Origin of the sequence: Chryseobacterium vaccae, assembly GCF_009602705.1 — a bacterium.
GTDB lineage: Bacteria > Bacteroidota > Bacteroidia > Flavobacteriales > Weeksellaceae > Chryseobacterium > Chryseobacterium vaccae.
Genome location: NZ_VSWH01000001.1, coordinates 1,773,975 through 1,791,481, shown reverse-complemented (window position 1 = coordinate 1,791,481; position 17,507 = coordinate 1,773,975). Strand labels below are relative to the sequence as shown.

13 protein-coding genes are annotated in these 17,507 nt (G+C 37.9%); 3 read left to right on the top strand and 10 right to left on the bottom strand.

Annotated features, from left to right (window positions below; all coding sequences use genetic code 11):
• Window positions 1-52: 52 nt before the first annotated feature.
• The 5 genes from tpiA to FW768_RS08025 all read right to left on the bottom strand — a co-directional run bounded on the left by tpiA (window position 53) and on the right by FW768_RS08025 (window position 5,202).
• Entirely contained in the window at window positions 53-811 is a 759-nt protein-coding gene (tpiA, locus tag FW768_RS08045; protein WP_153394403.1) for a triose-phosphate isomerase, read from the bottom strand.
• Window positions 812-882: 71 nt separating this feature from the next.
• Window positions 883-3,006, bottom strand: a complete 2,124-nt coding sequence (locus FW768_RS08040; protein WP_153394401.1) for a S9 family peptidase — start codon at window positions 3,004-3,006, stop codon at window positions 883-885.
• 26 nt (window positions 3,007-3,032) lie between these two features.
• Window positions 3,033-3,383, bottom strand: a complete 351-nt coding sequence (locus tag FW768_RS08035) for a TerB family tellurite resistance protein (protein WP_153394399.1) — start codon at window positions 3,381-3,383, stop codon at window positions 3,033-3,035.
• A 139-nt stretch (window positions 3,384-3,522) separates the two neighbouring features.
• A complete protein-coding gene (locus FW768_RS08030; protein ID WP_153394397.1) occupies window positions 3,523-4,632 on the bottom strand; it encodes a BT_3928 family protein in 1,110 nt (369 codons plus the stop codon).
• Window positions 4,633-4,638: 6 nt separating this feature from the next.
• Window positions 4,639-5,202 carry a DUF1599 domain-containing protein gene (locus tag FW768_RS08025; protein ID WP_153394395.1) on the bottom strand — a complete coding sequence of 188 codons (564 nt, stop codon included), beginning with the start codon at window positions 5,200-5,202 and terminating at the stop codon, window positions 4,639-4,641.
• Between the two features lie 296 nt (window positions 5,203-5,498).
• Here FW768_RS08025 and folP point away from each other — a divergent pair, with 296 nt between their 5' ends.
• Window positions 5,499-6,368 carry a dihydropteroate synthase gene (gene folP / locus FW768_RS08020; protein ID WP_153394393.1) on the top strand — a complete coding sequence of 290 codons (870 nt, stop codon included), beginning with the start codon at window positions 5,499-5,501 and terminating at the stop codon, window positions 6,366-6,368.
• A 190-nt stretch (window positions 6,369-6,558) separates the two neighbouring features.
• Window positions 6,559-7,422 carry a leucine-rich repeat domain-containing protein gene (locus tag FW768_RS08015; RefSeq protein WP_153394391.1) on the top strand — a complete coding sequence of 288 codons (864 nt, stop codon included), beginning with the start codon at window positions 6,559-6,561 and terminating at the stop codon, window positions 7,420-7,422.
• 161 nt (window positions 7,423-7,583) lie between these two features.
• Here the strand turns inward: FW768_RS08015 and FW768_RS08010 are convergent, their stop codons facing one another.
• From FW768_RS08010 to alaS, 5 genes are all read right to left on the bottom strand, one after another.
• Window positions 7,584-7,820 carry a hypothetical protein gene (locus FW768_RS08010; RefSeq protein ID WP_153394390.1) on the bottom strand — a complete coding sequence of 79 codons (237 nt, stop codon included), beginning with the start codon at window positions 7,818-7,820 and terminating at the stop codon, window positions 7,584-7,586.
• 15 nt (window positions 7,821-7,835) lie between these two features.
• Entirely contained in the window at window positions 7,836-10,250 is a 2,415-nt protein-coding gene (locus FW768_RS08005; RefSeq protein ID WP_153394388.1) for a hypothetical protein, read from the bottom strand.
• A 160-nt stretch (window positions 10,251-10,410) separates the two neighbouring features.
• Window positions 10,411-12,228, bottom strand: a complete 1,818-nt coding sequence (locus FW768_RS08000) for a cytochrome-c peroxidase (RefSeq protein ID WP_153394387.1) — start codon at window positions 12,226-12,228, stop codon at window positions 10,411-10,413.
• A 66-nt stretch (window positions 12,229-12,294) separates the two neighbouring features.
• Window positions 12,295-13,782 carry a PhoX family protein gene (locus FW768_RS07995; RefSeq protein ID WP_153394385.1) on the bottom strand — a complete coding sequence of 496 codons (1,488 nt, stop codon included), beginning with the start codon at window positions 13,780-13,782 and terminating at the stop codon, window positions 12,295-12,297.
• A 198-nt stretch (window positions 13,783-13,980) separates the two neighbouring features.
• Window positions 13,981-16,584, bottom strand: coding sequence for an alanine--tRNA ligase (alaS, locus tag FW768_RS07990; protein ID WP_153394383.1), 2,604 nt, complete (start codon window positions 16,582-16,584; stop codon window positions 13,981-13,983).
• A gap of 110 nt (window positions 16,585-16,694) precedes the next feature.
• Between alaS and FW768_RS07985 the strand changes: the two genes are divergently transcribed.
• Window positions 16,695-17,486 (top strand): hypothetical protein, encoded by a 792-nt coding sequence (locus FW768_RS07985; protein WP_153394381.1) that lies wholly within the window; start codon window positions 16,695-16,697, stop codon window positions 17,484-17,486.
• Window positions 17,487-17,507: the final 21 nt, after the last annotated feature.

Here is a 17,507-nt window from a genome sequence, read left to right as displayed (position 1 = left end):
CTTCACGCTATTAAAAAAACCATTGGCTTTAACCCAAACCTATTTTTCAATATTAATTAAAACCCTCAATAATCTTAGAGAAATCCTCTAATTTTAAAGCTGCTCCTCCAATCAGCCCACCATCAATGTCCGGCTGTGAGAAAATTTCTTTAGCATTATCCGGTTTTACAGAACCTCCGTAAAGGATAGAAACCTCATCAGCAACTTCCTGACCGTATTTTGCTGCAATGATCCCTCTGATGTGTGCATGGATTTCCTGAGCCTGTTCCGGAGTAGCTGTTTCCCCGGTTCCGATTGCCCAAACCGGCTCGTAAGCAATGACTACTTTTTTGATCTCGTCAGCAGAAAGTGTGAAAAGGGCTTCTTCAGTCTGGCTTTTTACCACATCAAAGTGTTGGCCTGCTTTTCTCTGCTCCAATGTTTCTCCGTTACAGTAAACAGGAATAAGACCCTTATCAAGAGCTAGCTTTACCTTTTTGTTGCACTGTGCATCGGTTTCACCGTGGTATTGTCTTCTCTCAGAATGTCCGATTAAAGATCCGGTGGCATCAATAGACTCTAACATATCTGCAGAAACCTCTCCTGTATAAGCTCCGCTTTCATGCGCACTCATATCCTGGGAAAATACTCCGATCTCATCCTTTTCAAAGACATCTTTGGCCATCATCAGATATAAAGAAGGCGGAGCGATCCATATTTCACAATTAGTGGCATTGTTGTTTTTATAGCTCAGTAATTGAATCATCAACTGTTGTGCATCAATTACATTTTTGTTCATTTTCCAGTTTCCTGCAACTATTTTTCTTCTCATAGTTTTATATATTGATTTATTTACTCTTATATTTTTCCCACAATAATTCTGCAAAATCTGTGGGAGTTTTCTTATTTATTAATTCCTTCCAGTTTAAACATAAACGCATACACCAAGGCGAGATCCTTCAGATAATCAAACCTTCCTGAAGCTCCGCCATGGCCATATTTCATGTCGGTTTTCAACATCAGTACGTTTTTATCCGTTTTCATATCTCTCAGTTTGGCTACCCATTTGGCTGGCTCAAAATACTGTACCTGCGAATCGTGAAGCCCTGTTGTTACCAGAAGGTTAGGGTACTTTTTCTTTTCTATATTTTCGTACGGAGAGTAGGATTTCATATAGAAATAAGCATCTTTGTTGTTAGGATTCCCCCATTCGTCATATTCATTGGTGGTAAGCGGAATACTTTCGTCAAGCATTGTGTTGATGACATCTACAAACGGAACCTGTGAAATCACTCCATTCCATAGTTCCGGTTTCATATTGGCGATAGCTCCCATCAGCAAACCTCCGGCACTTCCGCCCTGGGCATACAGGTGTTTAGGGGATGTATATTTTTCTTTTACTAAATATTCTCCGGCATCAATGAAATCGGTAAATGTATTTTTCTTTTTCATCATTTTTCCGTCTTCATACCATTGTCTTCCCATTTCCTGACCTCCGCGGATGTGAGCAATAGCAAAAGCAAAACCTCTGTTTAAAAGACTTAATCTTGTACTGCTGAAAGAGGCATCCATGGAACTTCCGTAAGAACCGTAAGCATAAAGCAGTAGCGGACTGTTTCCGTCTTTTTTATATCCTTTTTTATAAACAATGGAAATCGGGATTTTAGTTCCGTCTTTTGCCGTTGCAAAAAGTCTTTCTGTAGTATAATTCTCTTTATTATAGCCGCCTAAAACTTCCTGCTGCTTCAGAAGGGTTCTCTTTCCTGTCTTCAAATCCTGTTCAAACTGGGAAGAAGGAGTAATCATGGAAGTATATCCAAAACGGAAATTATCTGTATTATATTCCGGGTTTTCAGCTGCTGAAGCGGTGTAAACAGGCTCGTCAAACTTCAACGGTTCTTTTTTACCTGTCTTTCTGTCGAAAATAATAAGCTGGGTAAGACCGTTCTGTCTTTCACTGAAAACAAGATAGTTTTTAAAAGCACTTACTCCCTGCATCAGAACATCATTTCTGTGAGGAATAAAATCTTTCCAGTTCTCGGCTCCGGTTTTGTCTAAAGGAGTTTCGGCGATCTTGAAATTAAGGGCGTCTTTGTTCGTTCTGATCAGGAATTTATCCTCCAAAGGTGTAACTGTATACAGAACATTTTTCATCCTTGGCTGGAAAACTTTGAAAGTTCCGTCCGGTTTATCGGCATCAAGATACCTGGTTTCAGAAGACGTTGTCGCTCCGGAATGAATCAGAATATATTTCTGGTTTTTAGACTTATAGACAGAGATGAAATTGGTTTTGTCTTTTTCTTCATAAACCGTTACATCTTTGCCGGGATCTGTTCCCAAAGTATGTCTTTTGATCTTTTCGGATAGAAGGGTAACAGGGTTATTTGCGGAATAGAAAATGGTTTTGTTATCGTTCCCCCATTCAGCAGAACCTCCGGTATTTTTAATGCCGAGATCTGTCGTTTTTCCTGTAGTAAGATCCTTTAAAAACAATTTATACTGCCTTCTGGAAACATCATCCACTCCGTAAAGCAGCTTGGTATTATCCGGGCTGATGCTAAACCCTGCTGCTGCAAAATAAGAATGTCCTTCTGCAAGCTGATCTACGTCCAGAACAACTTCTTCCGGAGCACTGAGACTGCCTTTTTTTCTACAGTATTTGTAGTATTGTTTTCCTGCTTCCGTGCGCGTATAATAATAATATCCGTTTCTGAAAACCGGTACAGATTCATCTTTCTCCTTGATTCTGGCCTTCATTTCCTGGAAAAGCTGTTCCCTGAAAGGCTCTGTATCTTTCATCATCCCTTCCCAATAGGTGTTTTCTGCCTTCAGGTAGTCAACGACCTTGGTGGAATCTTTTCCTTTCTTGAAGTAATCGATCATCCAGTAATAAGGGTCATTGACCTTGTCACCGTGAATCTCCCGGATATGTTCCTGTTTTTCGGCAACGGGTGCCTTAAGGGCAGGGAATTTCTGAGCCTGCATAGACGAACTTATTGCGATTAATGCTAAATAAAATTTTTTCATGATATACTTTGGTTTCTGGAGTCAGTCTATGCGATATTCCACAGGTTTTTCAGAAGTTTGTAGAACGTATGCTCTTCATCGGTTACCTTATTATCAGCTTTGATCAGAGTTTTAGCAAATTCAGCAAATTTTAAGCGTTCATCTTCTGTAGAATCATCGTGGAAACATCGTGCGTGAAATTCAAAGTGATCTTTCCATTCTTCAGGCTGTAATAAAGCCAGGGTTTCAAGCTCATTGTCAAGATTCATTCTGAACGGAAACTCGTCTGCAAGATACTGCTGTACAAGCATTCCTTCTTCAGGGGCGAATTCTCCGTCTACAGAGGAAAGGATCATTAAAAGGTGATAACCGGCGATAGATTTATTTGATTTTTGCATTCTTAATGTATGTTTTTAATTTGATAGTTGATTTTTAATCGTGAATAGTCAATTTTGCTTCGCAAGTGAATGGTCAATTTATAGGAAATTAATTGTTTCAAAACTCACTATTAACCATTAACGATTGACAGCCACTTCTTTATTTAATATAGTCTTTTGCAGGCTGTTTGTCTACAATTTTTCCTTTTTCCAATACCAGTACGAAAGGATTGCTTCGGGCGATGGTTTTGATTGCTGTTCCGTCCATCAGGGTATTTTTAATGGTTTTAAAAGTATTCGGAAGAGTAGAAACTCCGTAGATTACAACCCCTTTTTGTGCGTTTACTTTAGCTTCTGTTTTTTGAAGAAGATCGGCAGGTACATCTTTCGGGTGATAAGAAAAGACAAGAATTGCTTTAGGAGCATTGATGATTTCTTCAGTCAGTTCCATTCCTGCAGGATCATCAATTTTAAATTTTGCGATCTCAGATTTGTAGCCTTCTTTAATCAGGACAGATTTATTTTTTCCTTCCTCTATTTTCCATGGGGAACCTTCTGCCCAGTATTTTGTTTCTTTGATGTAGTCGTCCTGATCTACATTGGCTGTTTCTCCGGTCTTTTGGTTTTTAAGGGAATAAAATGTTTTGTATTCCGACGGATTTTTATTGATCTTTTCTTTTTCCGCTTTGATGTTGGTTCCTATTTTATAATCACGGAAATCAATCATCGGTTCATGCATGATGCCCTGAGCCATAATATAGATCATGATCAATGAGAAGATTCCCAGAATATAATACTTAAAATTTCCGGAAGATTTTTGAGGCGTGCTGCTGTACTCATCTTTTTTCCTGAACTCTTTTCTGTACAGGATAAACAGAAGGATCAGCCCTGCCAGAAGAACAATATCTTTAATGAAACTTTGCCACGGCGTAAATTTCACAGCATCCCCGAAACATCCGCAGTCCGTTACCACATTGAAATAAGCGGAATAAAAGGTAAGGAATCCGAAGAAAATACAAAGAGCAATTAATGCTGAAAGAGTAAATTTAAGTTTTATTTTAAGCAACAGCATAAATCCGAGGAAAAGTTCCAGTATGACCACTATAATTGAAAACAGCAGCGCAAATTTTTCAAGGAAAGGCATGTTGAAAACGGAAGGTGAAAAATATTCTTCCATTTTGAAGGAAAAACCTACCAGATCCACTGCCTTTACAAAACCTGAAAGGATGAAGATCACAGCAACAATAAAACGTAATAAACCTTTAAGCATATCAAATTATTTTTTGGGTTCAGTATTCATTTCTTTTTCTGAGAATTTGATCAGACAGAAAACAGCGTAATTCAGCATATCGAAATAGTTGGCATCCAAGCCTTCAGAGACAATGGTTTTTCCCTGATTGTCTTCAATCTGCTTTGTTCTTAATACTTTCTGATAAATAAGATCGGTAATGGAAGTGATTCTCATATCTCTCCATGCTTCACCATAATCATGATTTTTACGCTCCATTAAGGCCAGTGCTTCCTGAGCATATTGATCGTAAAGAGCGATGATCTCTTCTCTGTTTTCGTTAAAATCATTGGAAAGGCCTTTTTCAAGCTGGATCAGTCCGATAATAGAGTAGTTTACAATGGCAATGAATTCATCTTCTTCACTCTCATCCACCATTTTTTTATCAGTCATCTGCAGGGTGCGGATTCTGTTGACTTTAATGTAAATCTGATCCGTAATAGAACTGGGTCTCAAAACCCTCCATGCTGCTCCGTAATCCTGCATTTTTTTGCTGAAAAGATTACGGCACTCACTAATAACTTTTCCGAACTGTACTGATGTTTCTGACATAAATTCTCTTAATCTTTCAAATATACGAATTAGTTTCGGGTTTGAAAACGGAGAGGTTTGGAGAGTGGAGAAGCAGGAGTGAAGGTGTAGGTAATGTTTAAAGTTCAAAGTTCAAGGTTCAAGGTTCAAGGTTCAAGGTTTAGAGTTTAAGGTTTTGGTTGGACTTCCTGTTGATGATTGTGAAGATTTATATTTCATACCGTTAGGCTGTAGATATTTTAAATCAATAGATCAATGCAATTCTGTAAAATCACTATTTTTGCAGTACTTAAAATCATTTATCAATCATCGATTCAATGCTCTCAACCACTCAAACCTTTCAGTTGTTAGATCCTCAAACCTTTTCAATCAATTGCAACGGCCGTCTGGTACAGCTGGATACTCCAAAGATTATGGGAATTCTGAATCTTACGCCAGATTCTTTTTCAGATGGAGGAAAATTTAATTCTGAAGAGACAGCATTGAAACAGACCGAAAAACTCCTGAAAGAAGGTGCTGAAATAATCGACATCGGCCCGCAATCCACCCGTCCGAATGCGGAATTTTTAAGCAGTGAAGAGGAAATAAAAAGGCTGGGAAACATCATTTCCCAAATTAAAAAAGAATTTCCGGAAGCGTTGATTTCTCTGGATACTTTCTATGCAGAAACTGTGAAGTTTGGTTATCATGAAGGAATTGATATGATCAATGATATTTCCGGCGGGCAGTATGATGACAAGATGTTTGATGCAGCAGCAGAAACAGGACTTCCGTATATTCTGATGCACATCAACCCGTCCTATGAAACGATGCATGATAAGATCAAATTTGAAGATATTACCCTGGAAGTAAATCGTTATTTTTCTCAAAAAACAGATGAACTGTTGAAGGGAGGTGTAAAAGATATTATCCTTGATCCCGGGTTCGGCTTTGGAAAAACAGTGGAAGACCAGATGAAAATGATTGGCGAGACAGAATATCTTGGATTTGGAAAATTTCCTTTATTGATAGGAATTTCCAGAAAATCATTTATCTATAAGCCTCTCGGAAAATCACCCTTAGATATTAATGAGGAAACCCAAAAGCTTCATCGGAAAGTTTTGGAACAGGGCGCTAAAATCTTAAGAGTGCATGATGTGGCTGAAGCTAAAAAAACAGTGGATGAATTTTTGAGAAATCAATCGTAGTGTATGAATGCGCTTAAATAAAAACCTAACAGGTCTCGAAGACCTGCTAGGTTTAGACAGAAGTTGTTGCGGCTATTTTTCCACTCACCTTTTTTATTAATTTAGTTGATGAAAAAAATGTCGGCTAGGTTCGACCGAAATTGAGTTTGTCTTTAATACAGCCCGCATTTCGCTCATTTTAATAAAAATTATGGAAAAATATAAAATAACTGAATACGGAGATTATATTCACAATTCTATATCTTCATTTAATTATGATCTGAAAATTACAGATTATGATCAAAACGTAAAAGGAATTTGTCTGAATAGAAATTCAGATAACATTAATCTGCTTTCTAATTTTAAGTCAATCGAAACAATAAAATGTTTTAGAATTACAAATGAACAAATTAAAGATTTTCCTTTACTTCCATCAGTCAGGCATTTAATGATAAGTTGCGATGATTGTTCTTCCCTAGATTTTCTTTCAAAATTTCCAAACCTTATTTATTTGGATATTGACGGGTTTGGTAATCTGGAGTCATTGGAAGGCATAAAAAGCCTTGTTCATTTAGAATATCTGTCTTTAGTAAATAATAAAAAATTGGTTAATTATGATGAAATAGAAAATCTCACGACCTTAAATAATCTAAGAATTGAAGGAGGGGTTTCGAGTATCTTTAAATTAGGAAATTTAAATTTTTTAAAAAAATTAAACCTTTTCAGATTGGATTTGCACAATGTTTCAGTTAATAAAAATAATTTGCTTTTAATTGCCAATCTCAAAAACTTACAAAAGCTTGGCTTAGCAATCAATTTTAAAGTAGAAGAAATAGCGTACTTAAAAGGTGCTCTCCCAAATGCCCAATGTTATGATTTTGAACCATATCATACAGATTCAGATAAGTTTGACAACTTAAAAGAATGTAAGGTTTGTAACGAAAATATCATTAAGTTAACAGGAAAAGTAAAGCCACAAACCATTTGCCCGAAGTGTGATGTTGATATTTTAAATTCACATCTTGAGCTTTTTAATTTATCTGTACAAAAAGGGCAAAAACATTTGGTGATTTAGTAAATAAAAAAGTCTATGAATGTCTTAAATAAAAACCTAACAGGTCTTCAAGACCTGTTAGGTTTTTAAAACTGCACAAAGCTTTGAAATTCAATATTATAAAACGAAAAAAATGCACCGGATTGGCGCGTTTTTTCATTCATCCTTTAAGAAGGTAATTGTTAATTCAGATCAGCCAGTTTATCCGCAAACTGTTTTGAGAATTCTTTTCTGTCTTCTTCCAATTTTTCAGGTGTTGAGGGAAGTACATAATTAAAAAGCACTTTGTCGTCATTATCCAGAAAGATAATTTCTTTTTCATTTCCGTCGATCATCTGGGAGAAAATAGCCCACATAGAAGTATCTTTTAGCTTTAATAATTCAAAAAACTGTTCTGCTTTTATTTCGATTGATTGCATTTCTGTTATATATGTTTAAAATTCTAATAATTTGAGTTTGAACTGGATGGCAAAATTCTGTTTAAAATTCGGAGTGGTGTAATAGCCGACCCTGTAAAATAGTCCTAAATTGAAGTAACTGGATAAGAAGTTATTCCATTCCAGACCTACTTCCTGATACAAATGGTCTAATTTTCTGAATCTGAACTGATGGTATTCCGGATGTTTCATATCACCGATAGTACCTCGCAGTACAAAATCGAAGCTGGAAATATTCTGCCCAAAGCTCTTAAAGTATAGAGGAAGCTTATGGGTAAAATAGTACGCGATGAATTTATCATTGTAATATTTTCCGCCTTCCAGTGTGGCAAAGCCAAGATAGGAGGTGAGGTTGAAATTGAAATCCTTTCTCGGAGAGGCCAGTCCGTTCATGGTAAAATGTTTCCAGATCGGGGCTTCTCCTAAAACGATTCCTCCGTATAGCCTGAAACCTGTAGTTCCGAGCATGGTTTTAAAGTTATGCACAAACAGGGCATCGAAACGGGTGTAATTGAAATCTCCACCCAATGCTTTGTAACTCTGTTCATAATTCAAATACAGCTCCGGATACTTCTGATCGATGATGGATTTTCCCTGAGGAGTCATAATATTCGTGGAATTCGGAGAATATTTTAGGGTGAATAAGGTATTGAAATTATCAAATGCAGCACCTCTTCCTCTGAACTCATAGTCGAATTTAGCTTCCTCAATATTTCTCTTTACGGCAAAAACGAGGGTTAATCCGTTGGTTACATCATTCAGATAAGACAGGGAAGCTCCTCTGAAATGGTAATATTTATCATTGTTGATGTTATTCCCGTAATTCATCGTTCTCATTTTGAAGTTCCACAACCTTCTGTAAAACTCTCCGGAAGAGGTGACATCATTGTAATATTCAATTCTGAAGAATGAATTTTTATCCAGTGTGGTCTTCATATCCAGCCCGATTCCGTATTTCCATTTATCGTCTTTAAAACCATAAGCAAAATAATAATCCGGGGAGAAATAAGGATTAAAAGTCTCATTCAGCTTGGCCTTCAATCCAAGTCTGAAGCCTTCATACAAGTTATAATTCACGATTTCATCCACTGCAAAATCTACGATTCCCGCTCTGATCTGTCCGTTGATCAGTCCGGTCAGAATTCTGGCTTTGCTGTCGATATTATATTTTCTGCCCAGACTGTCGATCGTGGTGTAGGTATTACGCTCTCTTTCGGTAAGAGGATCTGTTCTGTAGCGGTCCAGCAATTGTCCATCTGCATTTTTTACTGAGAAAGTATAGCCCCTGAAGTTTTTGGGATCTTCTTCTACAGGCGATTTGAAATCAAAATAGGTAGAGGTGAGAAAGGCGTAAGTTCCGAAACTTCTCCGGTCTTTTTTTTCAGGTTTATTTTCTGGATTCTCTTTATCATCCTCTTCCATGGCCATTTTGCTCATCCGCAGTTTTACCTTTTCCTGAGCCAGAAACCACTTGTTGTTATAGAAAATCCAGGTACTCGTAATAATTCCGTCATTTTTATTTTTGCTGAAATTTTCAATCTTCTGTATCCCGTAAGTTTCTGTATCTACATAGATCGCACCGTTGTATTTTCGTTTTTTATCCTGCTTTTTGTAGTTCACTTCACGGAACTTAATGACAAAAGTTTTTCTTCCGTCTACCTCGATGGTATCAGAGAGAAAGAACCTGTACAGGCCTCTGTTTTCCTGCTTGATCTGGTTCGGAACCTTATCTCTGTTGCTCTGCTGGATGGCGATCATCTCATACATCGGTTGTTTAAGACCAGAAATTCTGTTGTCCAGGATATTGATTTTTTCACCGTATTTTTTTGAATAGATGAATTCCTGAGCTCGTTCCCATAAGAAGAGTTTGCTTTTGGAAAAAATCTGCCTTGCAGAAATGTTATTCAATGAATCTTTTTCTCTTTTTCTTTTGAAAAGATTGGCATCATCAAAGAATTTACTGAATTGGGTAATGCTGTCTTCATCAATATCCAGAGAAACTTTTTCGTAAGATTTGAAAGTGTAAGAATCCAGACTTTTAGGTGAATTGTCTTTAAACATTTTATTCACTTTTTTAAGGATCTCCAAAGCTCGCGGATCACTTCTGTCTTCAATCACTACTTCCTCAATAGACGTGGTTTTAGATGTTTTTTTCGACAGCGAAACTTCCATATCATTTTCTGCAGTGGCGGTTTCTTTCTGATAATGTTCCGCTTCAATTTCTATAGTGTTGCAGGATGCGTTGAATTCCAGTATTCCCTGAACATTGGTATAGCCGAGAATTTTGCCGCCGCAGGATACCTTTGCATTGGATACAGGCTTACGGTCAGTTTCATCTATGACTTTAATCTTTGATTGTGAATAACCAAAGAAATACATCAGAAAAAACAATAATAGTAAAAACCTTTTCATGCAAAAACTAGTTCAAAAGTAATAATATTTCTCCTTTTGGAAAAGTTTTTATGATTTGTTATGACATTGATTTAATCTAATATTCTGATTGTAAAAACAAGTTGGATATCAATCAGTAATATATAGGAACTGTTGTTAAATTGATATCGAATTCCCGAAATTAGTAACGATCATTTAAAGCCCCCATGAAATCAATAATCTGATTAATTTCTTTATCTGTAAGATTCAAAGGGGTATCTGATAAAGTTTGATTTTCTACTTTAAATCCGAACCCTTTTCCACCGCCTTTATTATAGAAATTCATGACTTCTTTCAACGTCTGGTAGCCTCCGTTATGCATATATGGAGCTGTTTTGCTGATGTTTCTTAACGTAGGTGTTTTAAACGAATGCTGAAGAGAAGCTACCGTTTCATGGAACTTTCCTCTGCCGGGATCCTGATCAAATGCTTTATTGTTGCCGTTCACTGCTGTTCCCAATACTTCCTGTTCTGTTTTTTTGAAATTTGGAGGAACGGTTCCGTTAAACAATGGTACAAAATGACAGATTGCACACTGGGCTTTCCCCACAAAAAGATTGAAACCCTGCTTCTGGTTTTCGGTCATGGCCGATGTATTTCCTCTCATATATTCATCAAAATCCGAGTTGAATTTAGCCAATGAACGGATATAACTTGCCAGTGCATTCTGTAACTGCCAGGTTTCTGCTTTTGACGTTTTGAATATTTTTTTGAATTCAGGAAGATATTTCGGGTCTTTGTTGATCTTGCCAAGGATCACATTCAGGTCACCGTGCATTTCTTCTTTGTTGGAAATGACATCAGAGCTCTGACCCTCAAGATCATCTTTCCGCATATCCCAGAACTGCCCATGCTGAAACCCTGCATAATTGAGTGAAGGAGCATTCCGCTGTAATTCTGAATTGGCCAATGACAACGATTTGGGTAATCCGTCTGTAAAGGCTTTTTCCGGAATATGGCAGGTGGAACAGCTTCTGTCATTATTATTGGAAAGGATTTTATCATTAAAAAGCTTTTGGCCTAAGTCTGCTTTTGCCTGCGAATAAGCGAATTCTTTTCCCGGTGTGAAGGCATTCGGATCAAATGCATTTTTAGAGTAAAAAGTAGGCGCATTTTTACTTAATGCTGACGTAACTTCTATGTCCGGAATGCTTTCCTGCTTTTTAAACTCGAGCATTAAAGATGAAATTTTGTTCAGGTGGTCCGGAATAAAATTCACATAATCAAAAGTATTTTTATCTGTATTTTTCTTCAGAACGGCAATCGCTGAATCGATAGCTGTATTGAGATCTTTTAAAGCTTTGTCTTTAGAATGTTCCGTGGAAATTTGTTTCAGGGTAAGCCGGATTCCTTCCAAAGCGTAGGGCATTTCTTTTAAAAACGTTCCTGAAACCGGGGTGTCAAATCCTGAGATCCCTAAACTTGAAATTCTGAAAATTTCCTGTCGTACCGCATCAAAAATCTGATCTTTACTGATGGAAATCGTCTGGAAATTAGTCTTTATCGTATTGCTTTTGTTGGTCAGTTTCTTCAGGAGACGGATGGTTTCTTCCTTATTCTCTGTGGTGTAAGGATAAAAGAGTTCTTCCAGTACCTGAAGACCTTCCGGTTCCAGTTCTGTATGTTCATCCATTTCAATTTCCGGAAGGGCAGGCCCGTTGATGAATCTTGCAGAATGAGGAAGGAAATATTCTACCGCCCATTCCATTTTTTTATAAGTTTTTCTGAGGGCTTCAAATTTTTCCTGAAGCATTTTTTCATCGGCATTTTTGGAAATAAGAACCAGCAGTTCACTGATCTGTTTTTCAAAAGCCGCATTGGTTTTCAGGATTTCACTTTTTACGGCAGCCATGTCTTCATTCACAGGCTGGTGCTTATCGTTCTTACACTGCCAGAGTACAAAAAAGATCAGTGTTGCGAATACAGCGAAAAGAATAGGGTATTTTGAAAAGATTTTCATAGGTATGAAAAAGTACCAACGGAAGATTTTCCGCTGATACTTCTATTTTTATTGAATAGGTTATAGTTATTTCTCTACGTTTCTGATGATAACGATCTGCCCGCCTTCTTTGTTGGTATTAACACCGGCTCCGTCTGCATTTTTGAATTTATCTTTCTGCCATGTATGAGAGTGGATGTTAACTGCAAAGGTATTCGGAAGTCCGATGATATTTGAGATGTCTACCATTGCACCAAATTCCCATGAACCAAATTTCTGCAGGTTTCCTGACTGGTTGTAGGCTGTCTGCCACGCTGAATCTGTTCTGTTGTGCTTCATATTCAGCCACGGTTTGTATTGCTTCGTAGCGATATTCAGCTGCCAGATATAAGAATCGTGAGCGGCGGCTGTATAATAAGAATCACCGTCTTCCTGAATATAAACATAGTTCTCCGTTACACAAAGATTGTCCGGATTAATCAGGTTATTTCCAGGATTGGAATCTCCCTCTGCTGCTACTTCCAGTTTTCCTGCCAGCATATTGCTTTCATTCAGGACAAGTTTGTAGACTCTTCCCCACATCGTTAAACCTGGTTTAGGGGTTACACCATCTGAAGATTCACCGGTAGCTGTAAAGTAGATTTCTCTTCCTTTTCCTGCTCCTTTTCTATAATCAACATCTTCCACTCTTGAAAAACGGATGGCATTATTGTCAATATTCTTTTGGTTGATTTGTGCGCCTGTAAGGTTTTTAGCATTAGGAATTTCCACGAATTCTACATCGTAAGAACTTCCTTTTACCATATCGGTTTCCGTATAATTGTTGTTGGTTCTTTTTAAAGCGTACAGTTTTCCGTTTTCTAAATCTCCCGGTGTGTTGGAAACATACATGATCAGCTGTCCGGCAGACTGATGTGAAGAAGAGTAGGACTGATCTTCGCCAATCATGATATAGGTTTTTCCACCTGAGATATCTTTAGGAAGGGGTACTGCATTTTCCATAGAAGCTTTTCCCAAAGCCGGTTTTACCCTGCTCTGATCGGAAGCCTGGGAGGCCGGAGCCAGTGGATTAAGCGCATGCACCATACTTTCTTCACCAGATTCTCCTGCGGTAAGGAATGCACTGAAACCATGTGTTTCTGGGGTGGCAAGCGTTGCAGAACATAATCTGGTCATCCCTCCGATTCCGTTCAGGATATATTCTCCTTTGAAAGGTCTGAATGTTTTATCTAAATATACTCTTGATACGGATTGGGTGATCTCGTGGTTGGTGATCATCAGGTACCCCTCGGAATTAGGATCTTTCATGATTCCCATTCCGTCCGGCTGGCCTGCAAAAACAAAGTTTGGAGATCCGGAAAGGACATCAGAACTTGAAATCAGGGTGGTGATGTTCAGATTTTCAAAACCTGGCATTCCGAAAACAAAAGCCGGTTCCTGAGAGAAATTCTCAATTTTAATGTTAGAATTTATAGGTTCATTTCCTTCTGAGGGATTGTCCTCATTATTATCGTTACAAGCCTGAAATACGGCAGCAGCAAACAATAAGACTCCGATAGTTTTGTTCATTTTCATACTTACTTTTTTTGAATTTCGATTTGAAGCAAAACTAGAGGTCTATTGTGAATTATATTTTAAGAAGAGAAAACTATTAGTTTAAGTTTGCATAATGTTTTGTTAAGGTAAAGTCAATAATTAGAACAGTTATAAATAAAAAAAAACTTCTGAAAATTTTCAGAAGTTTTTTTATTGTATGATATAAGATCTGTGACCTTAGATAGTTAATGCTTTTTGGTAGGCATTTTCCAGCCCGTCAAGGTTTTTACCGCCTGCTGTTGCAAAGCCCGGATTTCCACCGCCGCCGCCCTGGATCTCTTTTGCAAGATCTTTAACGATAGCTCCGGCCTGATAATCTGCTGCAAGGTCGTCAGAAACACCTACGGTGATCATTGGTTTACCATCTGCATCGGAAAGAATGATCGTTACTGAAGTAGGGATCTCTCTTTTCAGCTGGAAAACAATGTCTTTTACAGAGCCTGCATCAAGGGAAGTTTTCTTCACAAGAAGCTGCTTGTTGCCTTTTTGCTCGTAAGCGTTTTTCCATTCTCCGATTTCACCTTTCGCTTTTTCTTTTTTAAGAGCATCTGCTTCAGCTTTAAGGGAAGCGTTTTCTTCAATCAGCTTTTCAATGGATCTTACGACATCTTTAGATTTCAGTAACTGGGAAATTTCCAGCATCTGTTGTTCTAAATTTTTGAAGTATGCCTCAGATTCATCTCCGGAAATCGCTTCAATTCTTCTGATTCCTGCTGCTGCAGAACCTTCGGAAGTGATCTTGAAATGACCGATCTCACTGGTGTTTTTTACGTGAGTTCCTCCACAAAGTTCTTTTGAACTTCCGAACTGGATCATTCTTACATTATCCCCGTATTTTTCACCAAATAAAGCCATTGCGCCTTTATCCAGAGCCTCCTGAATAGGAATACTTCTGAATTCCTGTAAAGCAATGCTATCTTTGATCTTCTGGTTTACTTTCTGCTCGATTAATGCCAACTCTTCTTCCGTCATTTTGTTGAAGTGGGAGAAGTCGAAACGCAGATAATCCGGCCCCACATAAGAACCTTTCTGTTCTACGTGAGTTCCTAAAACCTCTCTTAACGCTTCGTGTAAAAGGTGGGTCACAGAGTGGTTAGCCTGGGAATTCTTTCTGTCAGTAACATCTACCTTAGCATAGAAAACTGCTCCTGCATCTTTAGGAAGACCGTTGAGGAGTGAAATAATCAGTCCGTTTTCTTTTTTGGTTTCCAGTACTTCGAAGCTTTCCGTTGCATTTTCCAGAACTCCTTTATCTCCAACCTGGCCTCCGCCTTCCGGATAAAATGGAGAGTTGCTTAATACCACCTGGTAAAATTCTCCGTCTTTATTTTCTATTTTTCTGTATCTCGTAATATAGGTTTCTGCTTCAAGCTGGTCGTATCCTACAAATGCTTCAGGTTTTTCTTCCAGTATTACCCAGTCGTATACTTTCTTAGCATCTCCTCCTCTGGAGCGGTCCTGCTGTTCCTTTCTTTTAGCATTAAAGCCTTCTTCATCAATGGTCAGTCCTTTTTCTTCTGCAATAATTCTTGTCAAATCATCAGGGAATCCATAGGTGTCATACAGCTCGAATACTTCCGGTGTAGGCAATACTTTCTGGTTGTCGGCAATGGTTTGCTGGATCAGTTTTTCAACTCTTACCAATCCGTTTTCAATGGTATTCAGGAAGGATTCTTCTTCACTTTTGATCACTTCAGTTACCAACTTGCCCTGCTTATCGATTTCCGGGAAGAATGGTCCCATCTGTTCCTGAAGAACAGCCACCAGTTTATATAGGAAAGGTTCTTTTATATCTAAGAATCGATAAGAATAAGAAACCGCTCTTCTTAAGATTCTTCTGATCACATATCCTGCTCCTCCGCTTGAAGGAAGCTGTCCGTCTGCAATAGCAAAAGCAACCGCTCTGATGTGATCTACCACCACACGGATCGCGATGTCTTTTTCATCTTCTAAAATTCCGGTATATTTTTTTCCAGAAAGTTCTTCCACTTTAGCAATAAGCGGAGTGAATACGTCGGTATCATAGTTGGACGATTTGCCTTGAAGCGCCATACACAGACGCTCAAAGCCCATTCCCGTATCTACGTGCTGTGCAGGAAGCTTTTCAAGGGATTTATCTGCTTTTCTGTTGAATTCCATGAAAACCAGGTTCCATACTTCCACTACCTGCGGATGGTCGTTATTGACAAGCTCAAGCCCTGAAACTTTAGCTTTTTCTTCCGGAGTTCTCAGGTCAACGTGAATTTCTGAACACGGTCCGCATGGTCCGCTTTCTCCCATTTCCCAGAAGTTATCCTTTTTATTTCCGTTGATGATTCTGTCTTCAGAAATATGGGATTTCCAGAAGTCATAAGCATCCTGGTCTCTGTCAAGGTTTTCTGAAGCATCACCTTCAAAAATGGTTACGTATAAATTCTCTTTAGGAATTCCATAAACTTCCGTCAGTAATTCCCAGGCAAAAGCAATAGCATCTTTTTTGAAATAATCCCCAAAAGACCAGTTTCCTAACATTTCAAACATAGTATGGTGATAGGTATCTCTACCTACATCATCTAAGTCGTTATGCTTTCCGGAAACTCTCAGACACTTCTGTGTATCGGCAATTCTTGGGGCGGTAGGCGTTTTATAGCCTAAGAAAAAATCTTTGAACTGCGTCATTCCTGAATTGGAAAACATAAGGGTAGGATCGTCTTTCAGCACAATTGGAGCTGAAGGAACGATAAGGTGGCCTTTACTTTTAAAATAATCTAAAAATTTTTGACGTATCTCTTGTGATGTCATATGTATTGCTTTGCTTTTTAATCAATTTTATGATAAGATGCAAATTTAAAGAAAAAAAACCTTTGTTGAAACTAACGATTCTTATATATTTGATTTCTTAAAGCTATTTAATGAGACCCGTTTTATTTTTTATTTTACTATTCAATTTTTCTTTTGCCCAGACTATATTTTCGTTTAATGAGATCAACTCTGTGAAAGATCCGGGATTAAAGACAAGTTTAAAAAATCAAGAAAAGACGGTGAATGCTATTTTGAAAATCCTGTCAATAGGTGATGAGGGAAGAAGAATAATGGAAACCAGAACTTCCGGGAAAATGTCATCATTATCCCCGGAAAATCCTATAGAGAATAAAATTTTAAAAGCGGATTCATTACTTCTGATTCAGTACAGGAGCTTTGAAAAGAATAAAATTGCTATCAAAGTAAAGGGAGATGAGAAAGTGTCGGCACTTTTTTATACTCAGGCGATAGATAAGATCAACGCTTCGTATGTGAAATATAATAAAGGCATTGGTATCTTTCAAAAATACACGGTATATGACGAGAAGAAAAAGATGAAAAGGTATCATGTTTTTCCCGGATGTGAAAAGTTTGCCGATAATCCGGATGAACTCAACACCTGTGGAAAGAAGCATGTTGCGAATGCAATATCTTCTCAAGGGATTTCAGAGGATGCAGATTCTTCAAGAGTAAGACCTCTCACCCTTATTTACGGTGTTACTACGAAGGGGGAGTTTCTCGTAAAGCAGATGTATATGTCTTCCAATGATTTTTTTCTTGATATGAGTGTAATAAGTGCTTTGAAAGCATATTATAAGAATAAGAAAGTACTGCCGGCAATTGCTGAAGATGGCTTGCCTATGCATACTCTAAGGTATTATGATTTAAAATTGGAAATATAATCCCGGGATCTGATATAAAAA

Excerpts from the sequence above, each read along its gene's own strand:
- FW768_RS08000 (WP_153394387.1), bottom strand. The coding sequence starts at position 12,228 with ATGAAAATCTTTTCAAAATACCCTATTCTTTTCGCTGTATTCGCAACA.
- FW768_RS07995 (WP_153394385.1), bottom strand. The coding sequence starts at position 13,782 with ATGAAAATGAACAAAACTATCGGAGTCTTATTGTTTGCTGCTGCCGTA.
- FW768_RS08035 (WP_153394399.1), bottom strand. The coding sequence starts at position 3,383 with ATGCAAAAATCAAATAAATCTATCGCCGGTTATCACCTTTTAATGATC.
- tpiA (WP_153394403.1), bottom strand. The coding sequence starts at position 811 with ATGAGAAGAAAAATAGTTGCAGGAAACTGGAAAATGAACAAAAATGTA.
- FW768_RS08025 (WP_153394395.1), bottom strand. The coding sequence starts at position 5,202 with ATGTCAGAAACATCAGTACAGTTCGGAAAAGTTATTAGTGAGTGCCGT.
- folP (WP_153394393.1), top strand. The coding sequence starts at position 5,499 with ATGCTCTCAACCACTCAAACCTTTCAGTTGTTAGATCCTCAAACCTTT.
- FW768_RS07985 (WP_153394381.1), top strand. The coding sequence starts at position 16,695 with ATGAGACCCGTTTTATTTTTTATTTTACTATTCAATTTTTCTTTTGCC.
- FW768_RS08015 (WP_153394391.1), top strand. The coding sequence starts at position 6,559 with ATGGAAAAATATAAAATAACTGAATACGGAGATTATATTCACAATTCT.
- FW768_RS08010 (WP_153394390.1), bottom strand. The coding sequence starts at position 7,820 with ATGCAATCAATCGAAATAAAAGCAGAACAGTTTTTTGAATTATTAAAG.
- FW768_RS08040 (WP_153394401.1), bottom strand. The coding sequence starts at position 3,006 with ATGAAAAAATTTTATTTAGCATTAATCGCAATAAGTTCGTCTATGCAG.
- FW768_RS08005 (WP_153394388.1), bottom strand. The coding sequence starts at position 10,250 with ATGAAAAGGTTTTTACTATTATTGTTTTTTCTGATGTATTTCTTTGGT.
- alaS (WP_153394383.1), bottom strand. The coding sequence starts at position 16,584 with ATGACATCACAAGAGATACGTCAAAAATTTTTAGATTATTTTAAAAGT.
- FW768_RS08030 (WP_153394397.1), bottom strand. The coding sequence starts at position 4,632 with ATGCTTAAAGGTTTATTACGTTTTATTGTTGCTGTGATCTTCATCCTT.